Raw genomic sequence first — 17,983 nt, 5'->3', positions numbered from 1 at the left:
TATACATAATTGTATATAAATATAAAATAGAAAGAGAGATATATTATGGGGAAGTATAAAGTAGGTATTGATGTAGGCTCAACTACTATTAAAGTATTAGTAATTGATGAAAATAATAATATTAAATATAGCACTTATAAAAGACATTTTTCAGACATAAAAACTACCTTAAAAGAGAGCCTAGAACAATGTTATAAATTTATAGGTAATAGCAATGTTAAAATGATGGTGACTGGTTCAGGTGGACTAGCTGTATCTAAATGGCTAGAGTTATCTTTCGAACAAGAAGTTATTGCTTGTAATAAAGCCATAGAAACCTTTATACCTCAAACAGATGTAGCTATAGAGTTAGGGGGAGAAGATGCAAAGATAACTTATTTTAGCAGTGGGATAGAACAGAGAATGAATGGAAGTTGTGCAGGAGGTACTGGAGCATTTATAGATCAAATGGCAGTACTTTTAAATACTGATGCTATAGGAATTAATGAATTATCTAAAAATGCAGAGATAATTTATCCTATAGCTTCTAGATGTGGGGTATTTGCTAAAACAGACATACAACCATTAATTAATGAAGGTGCAAGAAAAGAAGATATTGCTGATTCAATTTTCCAAGCAGTTGTTAATCAGACTATTAGCGGATTAGCATGTGGTAAACCTATAAGAGGACGAGTAGCATTTTTAGGAGGACCACTTCATTTCTTAGATGGACTTAGAAATAGATTTATTAAGACTTTAAATTTAAAAGAAGGTGAGTACATAGTCCCTAAGGAATCCCACTACTATGTAGCCATAGGAGCGGCGTTATTGGCAAAAGACGAAAAATATGTACAGCTTGATAATATAATAAGAAAAATCAGTACCATAAAAGTAGAAGATGATGGGAAGGGACATATGGAGCCTTTATTTAATGACAATGATGATTATGAAGAGTTCAAGAAAAGACATGAAGATGATAAGGTTAAGAGAGCTGATTTAAACACTTATAGAGGTAAGGCATTTTTGGGAATTGATGCAGGTTCAACAACTACTAAGGCAGCTCTTATTGGTGAGGAAGGTCAACTGTTATATTCATATTATAATAGTAATGAAGGTAGTCCCTTAAATAAGAGTATAGAAATATTAAAGGATTTATATAAAAAGCTTCCTAAAGAAGTGGAAATAGTAAAAAGTACAGTAACAGGTTATGGTGAAGGACTAATTAAGACAGCCTTAGGAATAGATATTGGAGAAATTGAGACCATATGCCATTTTAAAGGAGCAGAGGCTTTTTTGCCAGGGGTAGACTTTATTTTGGATATTGGTGGACAAGATATGAAAGCCTTGAAGATGAAAGAAGGAAATATTGATAATATTTTGATAAATGAGGCATGTTCTTCAGGGTGTGGGTCATTTATAGAAAGTTTCAGTAAATCATTGAATCTTCCTATTAAAGAGTTTGCGAAACTTTCTATTGAAGCTAAGAAACCAGTAGATTTAGGCTCTAGATGTACTGTATTTATGAATTCAAAAGTTAAACAGGCACAGAAGGAAGGTTATGAAGTTGCAGATATATCAGCAGGTTTATGTTATTCAGTAATAAAAAATGCTTTATATAAGGTTATAAAGATACGCAATTTTGAAGAGTTAGGTAAAAAAGTTATTGTACAAGGTGGAACATTTTATAATGATGGTGTTCTTAGAAGTTTTGAAAAGATAACAGGAATAAATGTAGTACGTCCAGATATTTCAGGTATAATGGGAGCTTTTGGTGCAGCATTAATAAGTAGGGAAAGATATATAGAAGGTAAAGAGACAACATTAGTATCAAAAGAGGAGCTAGGAGATATAAAAATAGCAATCAATACTATGAGATGCGGTGGCTGTGGTAATAATTGTCTTTTAACAATTAATAAGTTTTCCAATGGTAAGAAGTTCATTACAGGAAATAGATGCGAGAAGCCTTTGGGAAATATGAAAGGAAAAAGAGAAATCCCTAACTTATTTAAATATAAGTTAGAAAGAGCTTTTGACTATACTCCTCTAGAAGAAAGTCAAGCGGAAAGAGGGGTAATTGGTATACCAAGAGTACTTAATATGTATGAAAATTATCCATTTTGGTTTACTCTTTTAACAAGTTTAAAATTTAGAGTAGAGATATCACCATTATCCAGTAGGAAGATATATGATAAAGGAATTGAGACAATTCCATCAGAATCAGCATGTTATCCAGCAAAAATATCTCATGGACATATATTGTGGCTTATAGAAAAGGGAATTAAAAATATATTCTATCCATGTGTAGCATATGAATACAAAGAAGACCCTACAGTAGACAACCATTATAACTGTCCAATGGTAACATCATATCCAGAGGTTATTAAGAATAATATTGATGAAATAAAGAAGCAGGAAATAAACTTTATTTCACCTTTCCTTTCATTAAGCAATGAAGAAAAATAAGGAAGCTGTTAAGAAGGCTTTTGAAGAAAGAGAAAAATTTGTAACAGATATAAGGAAAAAAGGTGAAGAGGTTATTAAATATATTGAAGAAAATCATATAAAAGGGATAGTGCTTAGCGGTAGACCTTATCATGTAGATCCAGAAATTAATCATGGATTAACAGATATAATTACTTCTTATGGGATGGCAGTTCTTACAGAAGATAGTGTTGCTCATTTAGATAAGGTTGAAAGACCTCTTAGGGTTGTGGATCAATGGATGTATCATAGTAGATTATATAGGGCAGCATCTTATGTAAAAAATAATCCAAACTTAGAACTTATTCAAATTACTTCCTTTGGCTGCGGACTTGATGCCATAACATCAGACCAAGTTAATGAAATTTTATCATCAGCAGGAAAGATGTATACCCTTATAAAGATTGATGAAGGAAGTAACCTTGGAGCAGTAAGAATTAGAATTAGGTCATTAAAAGCAGCGATTGAAGAAAGAGAAAGAAAAGGTATTAAGCTAAAGCCGGTGACACAAGTGAATAAAAGAAATATTTTTACTAAGGAAATGAGGAAATATTATACAATCCTTTGCCCTCAAATGTCACCAATACACTTCGATTTTGTTGAAGTAGCAGCTAAGAGTATTGGATATAATGTAGAAGTAATGCCATCAATTGATAAGGAAGCAATAGAGTATGGATTGAAATATGTGAATAATGATGCCTGTTATCCGTCAATTATTGTGGTAGGACAAATGATTCGTGCTTTGATGTCAGGAAAATATGATTTAAATAAGACTGCTGTAATAATGAGTCAGACAGGAGGAGGTTGTAGGGCTACAAATTATATAGGATTTATTAAAAAAGCCTTAAGGGAAGCAGGTTTTGATAATATTCCAATAATATCATTAAATGCTTTGGGTATGGAAAAGCAGCCAGGATTTGAAATAACACCAGCTTTTGTTAATAGAGGGCTTATGGCTATATTATATGGAGATTTATTTATGAGAGTCTTATATAGGGTAAGACCGTATGAAAAAGTTAAAGGAGCAGCAAATACTTTATATAAGAAATGGAAAGATGTTGCATGCCAAAATGTGAAAAACGGAAAATGGATAGAATTTAGCAAAAATGTTCAAGATATAGTAAAAGATTTTGATGAGTTAGAATTATTAGATATAAAGAAACCAAAGGTGGGAGTAGTAGGAGAAATTCTTGTTAAATTTCATCCAACAGCAAATAATGACATAGTTTCACAATTAGAAAAGGAAGGTGTTGAAGCTGTTGTACCAGATCTTCTAGATTTTTTCTTATATTCATGTTATGATGCTGAATTTAAATATAAATATCTTTCTGGAAGCTATAAATCCATGCAGTTAAATAAATTAGCAATTAGGATAATAGAGTTATATAGAAAGAAAATTAAAACAGAATTAAGCAAGAGTAAGAGATTTGAATATCCAATGCATATAAAGGATTTAGGGAAGAAAGCATCAAAAGTATTGTCTCTAGGCAACCAAACAGGTGAAGGGTGGCTTCTTACAGGAGAGATGCTAGAACTTATTGATACAGGTGTAAATAATATTGTATGTGTACAGCCTTTTGCATGTTTACCTAATCATGTTACAGGTAAAGGAATGATAAAGAAACTTAAGGAACTTTATCCTTTATCAAATATAGTAGCAGTTGATTATGATCCTGGTGCATCAGAGGTAAATCAGATCAATAGAATTAAACTTATGCTGGCTGTGGCATTTAAAAATATAGATTTAGAAAATAAGTATAGTGAAAAGTATGAAATTAATGAAGAAGCAGTAAGTGAAGTTGCAATAAAATTAAATAATTAACAGTGAAATAAGAGAAAAATAAAAAAGATACGACATTTTTTTATTTTTCTCTTTATTTTTTTCGGACTTTTGACTATAATGTATGTATGTTTTAAAGGGAAAATTAATGGCAGGAGAGATAATATGAACGAAAATAATCCATATATACTAGTACTGGGGGCATCAATAGTAGATATAATTGGTTTTAGTAAGAGAGAATTTAAGGCAAAGGATTCAATTCCAGGATCTATAAAGATTTCGCTTGGGGGAGTTTGCAGAAATATTGCTGAGAATTTAGCTAGGGTAGGTATAAACACAGAATTCATTTCTATATTGGGAGATGATGCTAATGGGAGAAATATCTTAGAACATTCTAAGAGAATAGGTTATAAGATGGACAATTCATTAATATTAAAAGATGAATGTACACCTACATATATGGCAATACTAAATGAGCATGGTGAAATGGAGTCTGCAATAGTAGATATGGATAGCTTAGATAAAATGGAAAGTAGTTTTATAGATTCAAAAGCTGAAATTTTTGAAAATGCTGAGTATACTATTGTAGATTCAGACAACCCTGAATTATTAGAGTATGTTTTAAAGAAATTTCAAGGAAAAACTAAATTTATATTAGATCCAGTTTCAGCAAATAAAGCAACAAAAATAAGCCACTTGATGAAGTATTTCCATACAATAAAACCAAATAGATTAGAGACTGAAGCTTTATGTGGTTTTAAAATCAATGGTTATGAGGATTTGCAAAAAGCAGGAAGATACTTCTTAGAGCAAGGTGTTGAAAATGTATTTATAAGTTTAGATGCAGATGGGATTTACTATCTTACAAAAGGTGAAGAAGGTACTATATGCCAAAATGATAAGATAGACATAAAAAATGTAACAGGTGCTGGAGATTCGTTTGTAGCTGGATTAGGATTAGGATATATGAATGGGTTATCTATAATTGAAACATTAAAGTATGCAATTGCAATGTCAATAATTACTATTACACATGAAGATACTATTAATCCAGCAATAAGTAATGAATACGTTGAAAATTACATGAATAAAATGAGTTGGAAATAATTGTTTTTAAGAGATGCTTAGCGTCTCTTTTTTTTATGCTTAGGAAATAGTTAAAAAGAAAGTATGATTTTACATAATAAAAATAAAGGGATATTTATATAAGAGATAAGAAATAAAAAAAAGTATATAGGCGTAAATAAAATACTCGTAAATGAGTATAATAATTAATAAAACACTGCACAAATAAACTTTCAGTATAAATACTAAATAGATGGACAAAATATTTATGAGGTGATAAGTATGGGAAGTAAATTAAAAATTAATAAGAAAGAAAATAAGAATATAAGTCATAATCCTCGAGCAGAAAGTGTTAAATCATGTTTTGGAGAACCTAAAGCAAAGCCATATGATCCAACAGATTTTAAGATTTAATTTTTTGAGCATTCTAGCAATTTTTAGTCAGTGTTTAAGGCTGTAAAAAATAAATTTAATTATTGGGAATAGTTGAATGAAGATAGATAATAATAAAAAAGTTATAAGATTTATCAGTTGATGAAAAATAAATAAAATATATAAATGAACTGGAACCTATAAGATAGACACTTATAAAATAGATTCTATCTATATAGGTTCTTTTCGTGTACAATAAATAAATGTTGATATACATATTAAGTATTTAATATAATTATATTATAAATAATACATAATGCTTATTATTTGGAGGGGACTATATGGAACATGATGTTGTAACTAAAGAAAAAGGTAAAATAAAAGTAAAGGAGCCTAAAAAATATAGTGTCATTATGGAAAATGATGATTTTACAACAATGGAATTTGTCATTGATGTATTGATGAGCGTGTTTAATAAAGATAGTGTAGAGGCTAATAGAATAATGCTTGATGTACATTCTAAAGGAAGAGGAGTAGTAGGAACTTATCCATATGATATTGCTGTTACAAAAGTATCAATAGCAATGGATATGGCTAAAGAAGAAGGATTTCCCTTTATGATAACTATTGAGGAGGTTTAATGTATGCAGGTGACAAAAGAAGTTAATGAAGTAATAGTTGCTGCAATTGAATATGCTAGAGAAAATAAGCATGAATATGTAACAGCTGAACACATATTATATAAATGTACTTTTATAGAAAAAGTACAAAATGCCATGGAGAAATGTGGTGCAGATATTGAAAATTTAAGAAAAAATCTAAATGAATATTTTAATGAGTATATAAAGACTACAGAAAATACAGGTATTCAAGAAAGCTATAGTTTTCAGCAAGTGATATTAACATCTGGAGAGCAGGCTATGGCTTCTGGTAAAAATGTCATAGAAATTGAACATATTTTATCAGTTATATATATGATGGAAGATAGTTATGCTTTATATTTTTTAAATTTAGAGGGAATAGATAAAAGAAATCTTCTTTTTACTTTATGTCATAAAGAAGGGAATGTAAAGTCAGAAGAAGGTGGAGAAAAATCATCAAAAAATAAAGGTGAGCAAAAAGGCAGTAATAAATCTATAATTGAGAAGTATACTGTAAATTTAAATGAATTTGTTAAAGAGCAAGATAGTAATTTGCTTATAGGGCGTCAAGATATTTTAGATAGAACTATACAGATTCTATGCAGAAGAACTAAAAATAATCCTATTCATGTTGGAGAGCCAGGTGTAGGAAAGACATCTATAGTGTTAGGGCTTGCTAGACTTATTAATGAAGGTAAGGTTCCAGAAAAACTTAAGAACTCAGAAATATATTCTCTTGATATTGGTGGGTTATTGGCAGGAACTAAGTATAGAGGCGATTTTGAAGAGAGAATAAAAAAAGTGCTAGAGCAGATTAAGCATAGAGTTAATCCAATAGTTTATATTGATGAGATACACTCAATAGTAGGAGCAGGAGCTTTAGGTGGTGGTTCTTTAGATGCATCTAATCTTCTTAAGCCATATTTAATGGAAGGAAAGATAAAATTTATTGGTGCAACTACTTTTGATGAATATAAAAAACATTTTGAAAAGGATAAAGCTCTTACAAGAAGATTTCAGACAGTGGAAGTAAAGGAGCCTAGCATTAACGAAACTGTTGAAATTATTAATGGAATTAAAAAGTCGTATGAAGAATATCATAATGTATCTTATACTGATAAGGCTATTGAAAGTGCAGTTATTTTAAGTAATAAGTATATAAATGATAAATTCTTACCGGATAAGGCTATTGATGTTATAGATGAAGCTGGTGCATCTATTTCTATGGAAAATAGTGAAGAAAGAACATTAATTGATGATGTTAAAATTGAAGAAATAATTTCAAAAATGTGTCATATTCCTAAGAAAACAGTTGAAAAGGATGAAATTGAAGCTTTAATGACTTTAGAAAATAAATTAAAGCTTAATATTTTTGGACAAAATGTTGCCATAGATGAAGTTGTAAAATGTATAAAGATGTCAAGAGCTGGACTTAAAGATGAAGGCAAACCTGTTGCTTCAATGCTTTTTGTTGGACCTACAGGTGTAGGGAAAACAGAAATATGCAGAGTGTTATCAAAGGAATTAGGGATAAAACTTATTAGATTTGATATGAGTGAATATGGTGAAAAGCATGCAGCATCTAAGCTTATTGGAGCGCCACCAGGTTATGTAGGGTATGAAGAGGGGGGACTACTTACGGATTCAGTCCGTAAGAATCCATATTCTGTATTACTATTAGATGAAATTGAAAAAGCTCACCCAGATATTTTAAGTGTATTACTTCAGGTAATGGATTATGCTACACTTACAGATAACCAAGGTAGAAAAGCTGATTTTAGAAATGTAATACTAATTATGACTTCCAATGCAGGTGCCAAGGAAATTGGCAAAAATAAGGTAGGCTTTGGTGAAAGAGTAGTACAAGTAGAAGCCATCAAGGATGAAGTAAAACGATTCTTCACTCCAGAATTTAGAAATAGATTAGATAAAATTGTGGTATTTAACCATATAGATAAAGAAATGGCAAGAAATATAACTATAAAAGAAATCGGTTTATTTAAAGAACAATTATTAAGTAAAAATATAATATTAGAATTTGATGAGTCTGTTATAAATCATATAAGCAATGAAGGGGTTTCTAAAGAATATGGAGCAAGAGAAATCAGTAGAATAATAAATTCAGAAATTAAGGCATTGTTAATTGATGAAGTATTGTTTGGTAGATTAAAAGATGGTGGAAAGGCTAAAGTTGTATTTAATGATAGTAAATATGATATAGAGTTTTAGAAAATATAAAATTAACTATTTTTAAAGATAAATTTTATTGACAAAAAATATTTTATAGAATAATATAAAAACAAATAATATAAATTAAAAACTGTGATAAAGAGGAGTACGGATTAGGAAGTATTAAGAGAGGAAGGTCTTGGCTGAAAGCCTTCTATATGGAATATCCCGAAGGTAGCTTTTGAGTTTCTTTGCTGAAAGTTTAGTAATTAGTAGGCAAAGACGGCGTTCATAGTCGTTATTGAATTAAGAGCCCATAATAATGGCCAATATTTATTTAGTATAGTTTAAAGTTGAAATGCTAAAATAGTATTGTGCCTGTGGGAATAAAGGTGGTACCGCGAGTCTTCGTCCTTTTTTAGGACTTAGGCTCTTTTTTATTTGTACAATTTATTAAACTAAGGAGGTTTCTGTAATGGAAGAAAAAAACAATTTACCTACCACGTATAATCCAAAAGAATTTGAAGAAAGAATTTATAAAATTTGGGAAGAAAAGAAATATTTCACACCAGTAGTTGATAAGAGCAAAAAGCCTTTTTCAATTGTTATGCCACCGCCAAATATAACTGGTAGATTGCACTTAGGGCATGCATTAGACAATACTCTTCAAGATATGCTTATTAGATTTAAAAGAATGCAAGGATACTGTACTTTATGGTTACCAGGACAAGATCATGCATCTATTGCTACAGAAGTTAAAGTTGAAAATGAGTTATTGAAGCAAGGATTAGTAAAAAAAGAAATGGGAAGAGAAGCTTTCCTTGAAAAAGTTTGGGAATGGTCTGATGAATATAGAGGTCATATAAGAGAACAACTTAAGAAGATGGGAGTATCTGCGGATTTCTCAAGAGAAGCGTTTACAATGGATGAAAATTTAAACAAAGCTGTAAGAACTGTCTTTGTTAAGTTATATAATGAAGGACTTATATATCAAGGAAACAGAATAACTAACTGGTGTCCTAAATGTACAACAGCATTGTCAGATGCAGAAATAGAATACGAAGAAAAAGAAGGAAGCTTCTGGCACATAAATTATCCATTATCTGATGGTTCAGGATTCTTAGAAATAGCAACAACAAGACCAGAAACATTATTAGGAGATACAGCAGTTGCTGTTAACCCAAATGATGATAGATTTAAACATTTAATTGGTAAGACATTAAAGTTACCGCTAACTGATAGAGAAATACCAGTAGTTGGTGATGAATATGTTGATATAGAATTTGGAACTGGTGCTGTTAAAATAACTCCTGCACATGATCCAAATGATTTTGAAGTTGGTAAGAGACATAACCTTCCACAAATAAGAGTTATGGATGACCATGGTATAATAAATGAATTAGGTGGAAAATATCAAGGGCTTGATAGATATGAAGCTAGAAAACAAATGGTTGAAGATTTAGACAAATTAGGTCTATTAGTTAAGATAAAACCGCATACTCATAATGTTGGAACACATGATAGATGTGGAACAGTTATTGAACCAATAATATCTAAGCAATGGTATGTTAAGATGGAATCTTTAGCTAAGCCAGCTATTGAAGCTGTAAGAGGCGGAAAAACTAAATTTGTTCCAGAAAGATTTGATAAAATCTACTTCAACTGGATGGAAAATATTCAAGATTGGTGTATATCAAGACAATTATGGTGGGGACATAGAATACCAGTTTACTACTGTAATGATTGTGGACATATGATGGTTGAAGTTGATGCACCATGTAAATGTTCAAAATGCGAAAGCACTAATTTAAGACAAGAAGATGACGTTCTTGATACATGGTTCTCATCTGCACTTTGGCCTTTCTCAACTTTAGGATGGCCTAATAAAACAGAAGATTTAGAATACTTCTATCCAACTAACGTTCTTGTTACAGGATACGATATAATCTTCTTCTGGGTAGCTAGAATGATATTCTCAGGGATTCATAATATGGGAGAAACTCCATTTGATACAGTATTAATCCACGGTATTATAAGAGACTCTCAAGGTAGAAAGATGAGTAAGTCACTTGGTAATGGAGTAGATCCATTAGAAGTTATTGAAGAATATGGTGCTGATGCCTTAAGATTTATGCTTGTAACAGGTAATTCACCAGGAAATGATATAAGATATATTCCTGAAAGAGTTGAAGCAGCAAGAAACTTTGCTAACAAAATGTGGAATGCATCAAGATTCGTTATGATGAACTTAGATAAAGAAGTTATGGCTAAATATGCTGAATGCAAAGAATATAGCTTAGCTGATAAATGGATTTTATCTCAAATGAATACTCTTGTTAAAGAAGTAACTGAAAATATGGAAAAATACGAATTAGGAATAGCACTTCAAAAAGTTTATGACTTTATGTGGACTGAATTCTGTGATTGGTATATAGAACTTGTTAAACCAGTATTCTTCAGCGATGATGAAAAGCAAAAAGGAATAGTATACAACGTATTATATACTGTATTAACTACAGGATTAAAATTATTACATCCAGTAATGCCATTCATTACAGAAGAAATATATACTACTTTAACTGATGGTGAATCAATAACTATCTCAACTTGGCCAAAATTCAACGAAACATTAGTTGATGCTAAGGCTGAAAAAGATATGGAATACATCATAGAAGCTATTAAATCTTTAAGAAATGTTAGAGCTGAAATGAATGTACCACCATCAAGAAAAGCTAAAGTAATAAGCTATATTAATGATGAAGCTAGAGATGCATTTAATGCAGGTACAGCTTATATTGAAAAATTAGCTTCAGCTTCAGATGTTGAATTTATAAATGATAAAGCATTAGTTCCTGAAAATGCTGTATCAGTAGTAGTTAAAGGTGGAGAATTATTTATGCCACTACTTGACCTAGTTGATAAGGAAAAGGAACTTGAAAGATTAAATAAAGAAAAGAGCAAACTTGAAGGTGAAATAACTAGAATAGAAAAGAAACTTTCTAATGCAGGATTTGTTGCAAAAGCTCCAGAGGCTGTAGTAGAAGGTGAAAAAGCAAAAATGGCTAAATATCAAGAAATGCTTGATGCTGTTTTAGTTAGAATAGATACTTTAAAATAGTTTATAAAAAATGGATATCTACGTTGGTAGATGTCCATTTTTTATAAGAAAAATTTAAGATGAATCTGTTAAATAGTAGAGCAATAAATTTTGCATTTTTGTTAATTATACATTATATTTAAATAAAGGTGAAAATAAAAAATAAAATTTTGGGGTGGTTTGATGAAATACCAAGAAGCAATAAAATATATAACAGAAGTAGGGAATTTTGGCTCTAATTATGGCTTAGAAAGAACATATAAATTATTGGAATTTCTTGATAATCCGCATGGGAAACTAAAAATAATCCATGTAGCAGGGACAAATGGTAAGGGGTCTACCACGGCAATGATTACTTCTATGTTAAAGGAAGCTGGATATAAAGTAGGCATGTACACTTCTCCATTCTTAGAAGAATTTGAAGAGAGAATTCAAATTAATGGGAATAATATACCTAAGGAAAAACTTGCACAGCTTATGACAAAGATTAAGTATGCTGTAGATAAGGTGATAGAAGAGGGGTATAATCATCCTACGGAGTTTGAAATAATAACAGCATTGATGTTTTTATATTTTGCTACTGAAAAGGTGGATTTTGCAGTAGTGGAAGTAGGACTTGGAGGAAGACTTGATTCTACTAATGTAATAACACCTATCTTGTCTGTAATTACTTCTATAAGTTTTGATCATACAAATATTTTAGGAAATACCTTAGAAGAAATTGCTAGAGAAAAGGCTGGTATAATTAAGGCAGGTATACCCACTTTAATATATCCTCAAGAAGAGATAGTAGAAAAAGTGCTGAGCGAAAAATGTGAGGAGTTAGGTGCAAAGCTTTATAAGATAAATAAAGATGATGCAAAATTAGTTGAGATAATTAAGGAAGATAAGATATATCAGCTAGTAAAGGTGAAGTTAGATGATGAATATGATGTTAAGCTTCAACTATTAGGTGAGCATCAGATTTTAAATTTAGCAGTGGCTTTGAAGGCCTTAGAAATTATTAAAGATAAAGCAGCAAAGTTAAGTAAGGAAAGTATAATAAAAGCCCTGTCAGAAGTTAGATGGAATGGAAGACTAGAAGTAATGAGTAATGAGCCATGTGTTGTAATAGATGGAGCACATAATATTCAGGGAATAACGCAACTTGATAAAAATATTAAAAAATATTTTAAATATGATGATTTATATTTAATATTAGGAATATTAGCAGATAAAGACGTTGATCATATGGTTAAGGTTATTACTCCTCAAGCAAAGAAGGTCTTTACAGTAACACCTAATTCAATAAGAGCTGAAACATCAGAAGAGTTAATGGGAGTGGTAAAGAAATATAATCAGGATTGTCAAGCTTATAGTGATTATAAAAATGCTTTTGAAGATGCTTTAAAGCTTTGCAAGAAGGATAATTTACTGCTTATAAGTGGTTCATTATATATGATAGGTGAAATGAGAGGAATAATAAAAAAACATTTTAGTAAATAATACTTTGTTTACTAAAATTCACTAATATAGTATACTGATATAAAAAAATATATTAAATAAATATGTTCAATTTGAGGAGGAAAAAATATGTCAGCACATTTACATATTATGGCTAAGGAAGGCTCTATAGCAGAAACAGTATTATTACCAGGAGACCCTTTAAGAGCTAAATTTATAGCAGAAAACTTTTTAGAAGATGTAGTTTGTTATAATGAAGTAAGAGGAATGTATGGATATACTGGAACCTATAAAGGAAAGAGAGTTTCAGTGCAAGGAACAGGAATGGGATTACCATCACATTCTATTTATGTAAATGAACTAATTAAATTCTATGGAGCAAAGAGACTAATTAGAATAGGTTCAGCTGGATCTATAAATGACAATGTAAACGTAAGGGATTTAGTTTTAGCTCAAAGTGCATCAACGAATTCAGGAATTAACAAAAGAAGATTCCAAGGACTAGATTATGCACCAACAGCCAACTTTGAGCTATTATATGATGCATATAATATTGCTAAAAATAAAGGTGTTAATGTAAAAGTAGGAAATGTATTATCTAGTGATTTATTCTATGATGATACAAATGGGTTTGGAGCTAAGAATTGGGCAGAGTATGGCTGTCTTGCTATTGAAATGGAAACAGCAGAGCTTTATACATTAGCTGCTAAATATAATGTTGAAGCACTTTCAATATTAACTATATCTGATCATGTATTTAGAGGAGAAGAAACATCTCCAGAAGAAAGACAAAATACATTTACTGATATGATGGAAGTAGCTTTACAATTAATAAAATAAACTTTAATACAAAAAAGATGATTTTATATATCATCTTTTTTTGTATATTATGATTTTATTTTATTTTTAATATTAATGAACATTGATAGATATTTATTAGATTTAGCATTTTGTGTTTTTGAAATAGTAAAGCAATAAAAAATACAATTAAGAATTGAAACAAAACCACTAATAATAACACCTACTTTTAGAGAAAGATTAATTATAGTTCTTTGAGAAGAGTATAATTTTTTATTTCTTTCGTAATCTTCAATTAGGAAATTATTTACTCCATCAATAAAAGCTCTATAATCATTTTCAGAAATTTCCTCTCTATTCATAAATTCATTGTAATATTTAATATATTTTTCTTCTTCAGTATTTACAACGTCTAATACTGTATCTATATGGCTTATAAATACAGAATTAAGCACCTTATAGCCTACGAATAAAAATGTACAAAATATTAAACATGCAATAATTCTAAATATAATTTTAAAAGTTTTCACATTTATTCTCCCTAAGTTTTAATATTTTCCACTATATTATCGGTTAATATATGAAAAAATTAATATTAAATTTATTAATAATTTTAATTTTTTTAGTTAATATATTTAAGTAAAGGGAGAAGTGAAAATATTAAAAGTGCATTTAAAAATATAAGTGATATTTTTATAATATTTATTTCTTGTATTACTATGTATAATAGGTTATAAATATGGAGTTATTAATGTAAAAAAGTAGTTATAATGATATTTAATAATATATTATATATGTATAATAAATAAAATAAAAAGACAATCTTCTAAAAAGTATTACAAATAGCACCCATTAAAAGAATACAACATATAATGAAATTACAGTGTATCTTTTAAAGGAGGTGTAATATTGAAATCATTAATTCTATGCACAACAGCAAGTGATTCAATTTGTAAACTAGTATTAGATAGCTTAGATATGAAAAAAATAAGGTTAAAACATTGCGATAAACCAGTTGGGCCACATGGTATAAGGTCATATTCAGATACTGTTATTACAGCGAATAGTTATAATGATTCTGTATCTTTTTTTTATGGTGAAAATCTTATTGAGGACAAGGTTATAAGTGTTGGGCCAAAGCCAAATGATTTATTAATGCATGATTATAAAGTTTATGTAATTTGTGGAGAGTCTAATTCAATGGTTATATATGACCTTAAGGAAGATAAAAGTATAGGTGAAGTAGCTACTGAAAGTTGGCCGCATAGTATTGACATGGATTTTAATAATAAATTATTATTTGTGTCAAACTTGGAAAGTGATAGTATTACAGTAATATCCATGGATAATTATGATACTGTTGAAAATATTCAAGTGCCGGAATATCCTACAAAAATAAGGGTATCCAATGATAAAAAGAGGATTTATATCTGTTGCAGTTATTTAGGAAAAGATAAACGAGGATATATAGATGTAATTAATATTGGTAATTTTCAAAAAATAGCAAGGATTATGGTTGGATATTCACCAATAGATATGATTGAAGATGATGATAATATTTATGTTTCTAATTTTACCGATGGAACAATTAGTGTAATAGCCAAAAGAACATATACGGTAGAAAAGGTTATTTATGTAGGTGGAATGCCAAAGGGAATTTTTAAGTATGGATCAGTGTTATATGTAGCTGATTATTTAAAGAGTAAACTTATTTTAATTGAAGATGATAAAGTAATAAAAGTCATAGCAATCGAGTCTGAACCCAATGCCATGACTTTATTTTAATCATTGTCATCAAATAAGCTTTGAATTATTTTTGTATAAATAGTAGAAGGATCATCTTTCCATTTTGAACATAAAGAATTGGCTTGTTTTTTGCTAGGAACAGATACCTTTAAATCAATTAATAAGCTTTCATCTTCAAAGGCTCTTAAATTTACAATATAGGAATCATTATTATCAATGGTATAATCGCTATAAATTGTCAGCTCCTTTTTTATATTTTCAATAGTTGCGGAGATATAATTATTGATTATATCTCTTTTTATTGGAGCAATCCTGTCGGTGAAAAATGATAAAACATTTTCTCCTTTATCAGTTATGGAAATTAATTTTTTCGCATTTTTTTCAATATACTTTACAAAGTTAGAATATTCTAACTCGCTTATGTATTGTTGAAGAGTAAAGTAATTTATAAAGTTATTTTCTAAAATTATTTCTGTTAACTGTGTATTTGAAATGGGTTGTTTTAATGATTTTATAACATATAAAACTAAAAGTTTATTTTCTGCTAGTTCTGCTGAGTTTTCGTACATATTAAACCTCCAATTTGAAAGTATCTATATTATTATAACATAAATTTTAAACACTGTAATATTATTGTCATTAAAATTATACATTAAGAATATAAATTAGTAAAAATTAAGTTAAGAGGTTTTTTATGCTTAAAGGAAAAAAAGTTGTTATAGAAGTAATTTTGCTTGTATTTATAATTATTCTGTCATTTGCTGTAAATAAACGCAATATTAGTGTAAGCACTAATAATCAAGCTAAACTACCTATATTTAGAGTGAATACAGAAGAAAAAGAAATAGCACTTACCTTTGATATTAATTGGGCAGAAGAGGAGCATTTAGATGAAATTCTACAAGTATTAAAAAAATATGATGTAAAAGGTACTTTTTTTATTATGGGTGGTTGGATAAATTATACAGATGATAATAAAGAAAAGCTTAAAAATATATATAATGATGGTCATGAAATAGGTAATCATAGCTATATACATCCTAACTTTGTAAATATTACAGAAGAAAGAATGAATGATGAATTACAAAAGACGGAAGATATTATTTATGAAACAATTGGATGTAATACAAAATTATTTAGATTTCCAAGTGGCTCATATAATGAAAAAGCATTAAATTATGTTTTATCAAAAGGATATAAATGTATTCAGTGGGATGTTGATTCAGTTGATTGGAAACAATCGGGGGCAGATGTGGAATATAACAGAGTAATGAAAAATGTAAAAGCAGGGTCAATATTATTATTTCACAATAATGCTAAATATACTCCAGAGAATTTAGAGAGGATTATTAATAAATTGACAGGTGATGGCTATAAATTTTTAACAGTTAGTGAATTAATTTATGATGATGATTATTATATTATTGATGAAAATGGAGCACAAAATAAAAAATAAATATTATAAATATATTGAAAAGTACACATGATTTGTATTATAATGGAAATAAATTCTTATATGGTAATAAATTTATAAATAAGCTAAAAAATTACTAATGGAGAGAGGGGTAAAGATGGACAATTTGATGTTAAATAATAAAATTTATCTTGAAGGGAAGATTGTAAGCAAACTTGAATTCAGTCATGAAATGTATGGAGAAGGATTTTATACATTTTTTATGGAAGTTACTAGATTAAGTGATTCTGTTGATTTACTAAATATAACAGTATCAGAAAGATTAATTAGTAATATGGACTTAAGTATTGGAAAAGAAATAATAGTATTAGGACAATTAAGGTCGTATAATAAGTTTGTAGATGGATCTAATAAGCTTATACTAACTGTATTTGCTAGAAACATAGAACCATGCATTGAAAAAAGCAAAAATCCTAATGAAATATTCCTAGATGGATATATATGTAAGGAACCTGTTTATAGAAAAACACCTTTTGGTAGAGAAATTGCAGATGTATTATTAGCTGTAAATAGAGCTTACAATAAATCAGATTATATACCAACAATAGCTTGGGGAAGAAATTCAAGATTTTGCCAAACTTTAGAAGTTGGAGATAATATAAGGGTATGGGGAAGGCTTCAAAGCAGAGAATATCAAAAGAAAATCAGTGAAACAGAAGTAGTTAAGAAGATAGCATACGAAGTTTCTATTTCTAAGATGGAAAGAGTAACTGAAGAAAATGATGAAAACTTCAATAGTGAAGAACATGAAAATACGCATGTAACTGAAAAAGGTGCTATATAATTTTAAAAATATATAGCTTAAATAATAACAAGCTCCGTAGTGGAGCTTGTTATTATTTTCAGACTGTTGACAAAGTGTCAGCAGTCTTTATTTTTATCCAAATATGTAATATAATTTAAAATATATAAATTTGTTACATAGAGGTTTTATCAAT

12 protein-coding genes, 1 pseudogene and 1 other annotated feature are annotated in these 17,983 nt (G+C 29.2%); of the genes and pseudogenes, 11 read left to right on the top strand and 2 right to left on the bottom strand.

Translation table 11 applies throughout. The features are described 5' to 3' along the window. Nucleotides 1–45 precede the first annotated feature (45 nt). From BHW04_RS01425 to deoD, 8 genes and pseudogenes are all read left to right on the top strand, one after another. Nucleotides 46–4,282, top strand: a pseudogene (locus tag BHW04_RS01425) (acyl-CoA dehydratase activase-related protein). A 123-nt stretch (nt 4,283–4,405) separates the two neighbouring features. Then, nucleotides 4,406–5,347, top strand: a complete 942-nt coding sequence (locus BHW04_RS01420) for a carbohydrate kinase family protein (protein ID WP_022211775.1) — start codon at nt 4,406–4,408, stop codon at nt 5,345–5,347. 240 nt (nt 5,348–5,587) lie between these two features. Beyond that, a complete protein-coding gene (locus BHW04_RS01415) occupies nt 5,588–5,719 on the top strand; it encodes a CPC_1213 family protein (protein WP_022211174.1) in 132 nt (43 codons plus the stop codon). Nucleotides 5,720–6,018: 299 nt separating this feature from the next. Continuing rightward, on the top strand, nt 6,019–6,318 hold the full coding sequence (locus BHW04_RS01410) for an ATP-dependent Clp protease adaptor ClpS (RefSeq protein ID WP_022211173.1): 300 nt from the start codon (nt 6,019–6,021) through the stop codon (nt 6,316–6,318). 3 nt (nt 6,319–6,321) lie between these two features. After that, entirely contained in the window at nt 6,322–8,547 is a 2,226-nt protein-coding gene (gene clpA, locus BHW04_RS01405) for an ATP-dependent Clp protease ATP-binding subunit ClpA (RefSeq protein ID WP_186834792.1), read from the top strand. Between the two features lie 84 nt (nt 8,548–8,631). Beyond that, nucleotides 8,632–8,906 (top strand) — a binding site (T-box leader). Between the two features lie 56 nt (nt 8,907–8,962). Beyond that, complete coding sequence (locus BHW04_RS01400; protein WP_022211171.1) at nt 8,963–11,605, top strand: valine--tRNA ligase; 2,643 nt, start codon at nt 8,963–8,965, stop codon at nt 11,603–11,605. 162 nt (nt 11,606–11,767) lie between these two features. Further along, nucleotides 11,768–13,069 (top strand): bifunctional folylpolyglutamate synthase/dihydrofolate synthase, encoded by a 1,302-nt coding sequence (locus BHW04_RS01395; protein WP_302698606.1) that lies wholly within the window; start codon nt 11,768–11,770, stop codon nt 13,067–13,069. An 87-nt stretch (nt 13,070–13,156) separates the two neighbouring features. Next, nucleotides 13,157–13,867, top strand: a complete 711-nt coding sequence (deoD, locus tag BHW04_RS01390) for a purine-nucleoside phosphorylase (RefSeq protein ID WP_302698605.1) — start codon at nt 13,157–13,159, stop codon at nt 13,865–13,867. A 47-nt stretch (nt 13,868–13,914) separates the two neighbouring features. Here deoD and BHW04_RS01385 read toward each other — a convergent pair whose 3' ends face one another. Next, nucleotides 13,915–14,355 carry a hypothetical protein gene (locus BHW04_RS01385; RefSeq protein ID WP_302698603.1) on the bottom strand — a complete coding sequence of 147 codons (441 nt, stop codon included), beginning with the start codon at nt 14,353–14,355 and terminating at the stop codon, nt 13,915–13,917. A 379-nt stretch (nt 14,356–14,734) separates the two neighbouring features. Between BHW04_RS01385 and BHW04_RS01380 the strand changes: the two genes are divergently transcribed. Next, nucleotides 14,735–15,610, top strand: coding sequence for a YncE family protein (locus BHW04_RS01380; RefSeq protein WP_302698602.1), 876 nt, complete (start codon nt 14,735–14,737; stop codon nt 15,608–15,610). Here BHW04_RS01380 and BHW04_RS01375 read toward each other — a convergent pair. After that, nucleotides 15,607–16,140, bottom strand: a complete 534-nt coding sequence (locus BHW04_RS01375; protein ID WP_302698600.1) for a DUF4364 family protein — start codon at nt 16,138–16,140, stop codon at nt 15,607–15,609. The genes BHW04_RS01380 and BHW04_RS01375 overlap by 4 nt on opposite strands. Nucleotides 16,141–16,265: 125 nt before the next feature. On the opposite strand from BHW04_RS01375, the gene BHW04_RS01370 reads away from it, so the two are divergent. After that, entirely contained in the window at nt 16,266–17,027 is a 762-nt protein-coding gene (locus tag BHW04_RS01370) for a polysaccharide deacetylase family protein (RefSeq protein WP_302698598.1), read from the top strand. A gap of 115 nt (nt 17,028–17,142) precedes the next feature. Continuing rightward, complete coding sequence (locus BHW04_RS01365) at nt 17,143–17,829, top strand: single-stranded DNA-binding protein (RefSeq protein WP_022211164.1); 687 nt, start codon at nt 17,143–17,145, stop codon at nt 17,827–17,829. Nucleotides 17,830–17,983: the final 154 nt, after the last annotated feature.

Origin of the sequence: Clostridium sp. 29_15 (assembly GCF_001916075.1) — a bacterium.
GTDB lineage: Bacteria > Bacillota > Clostridia > Clostridiales > Clostridiaceae > Clostridium > Clostridium lentum.
The sequence above is the reverse complement of the archived record's forward strand: the minus strand, read 5'-3'. Positions and strand labels throughout refer to the sequence as shown.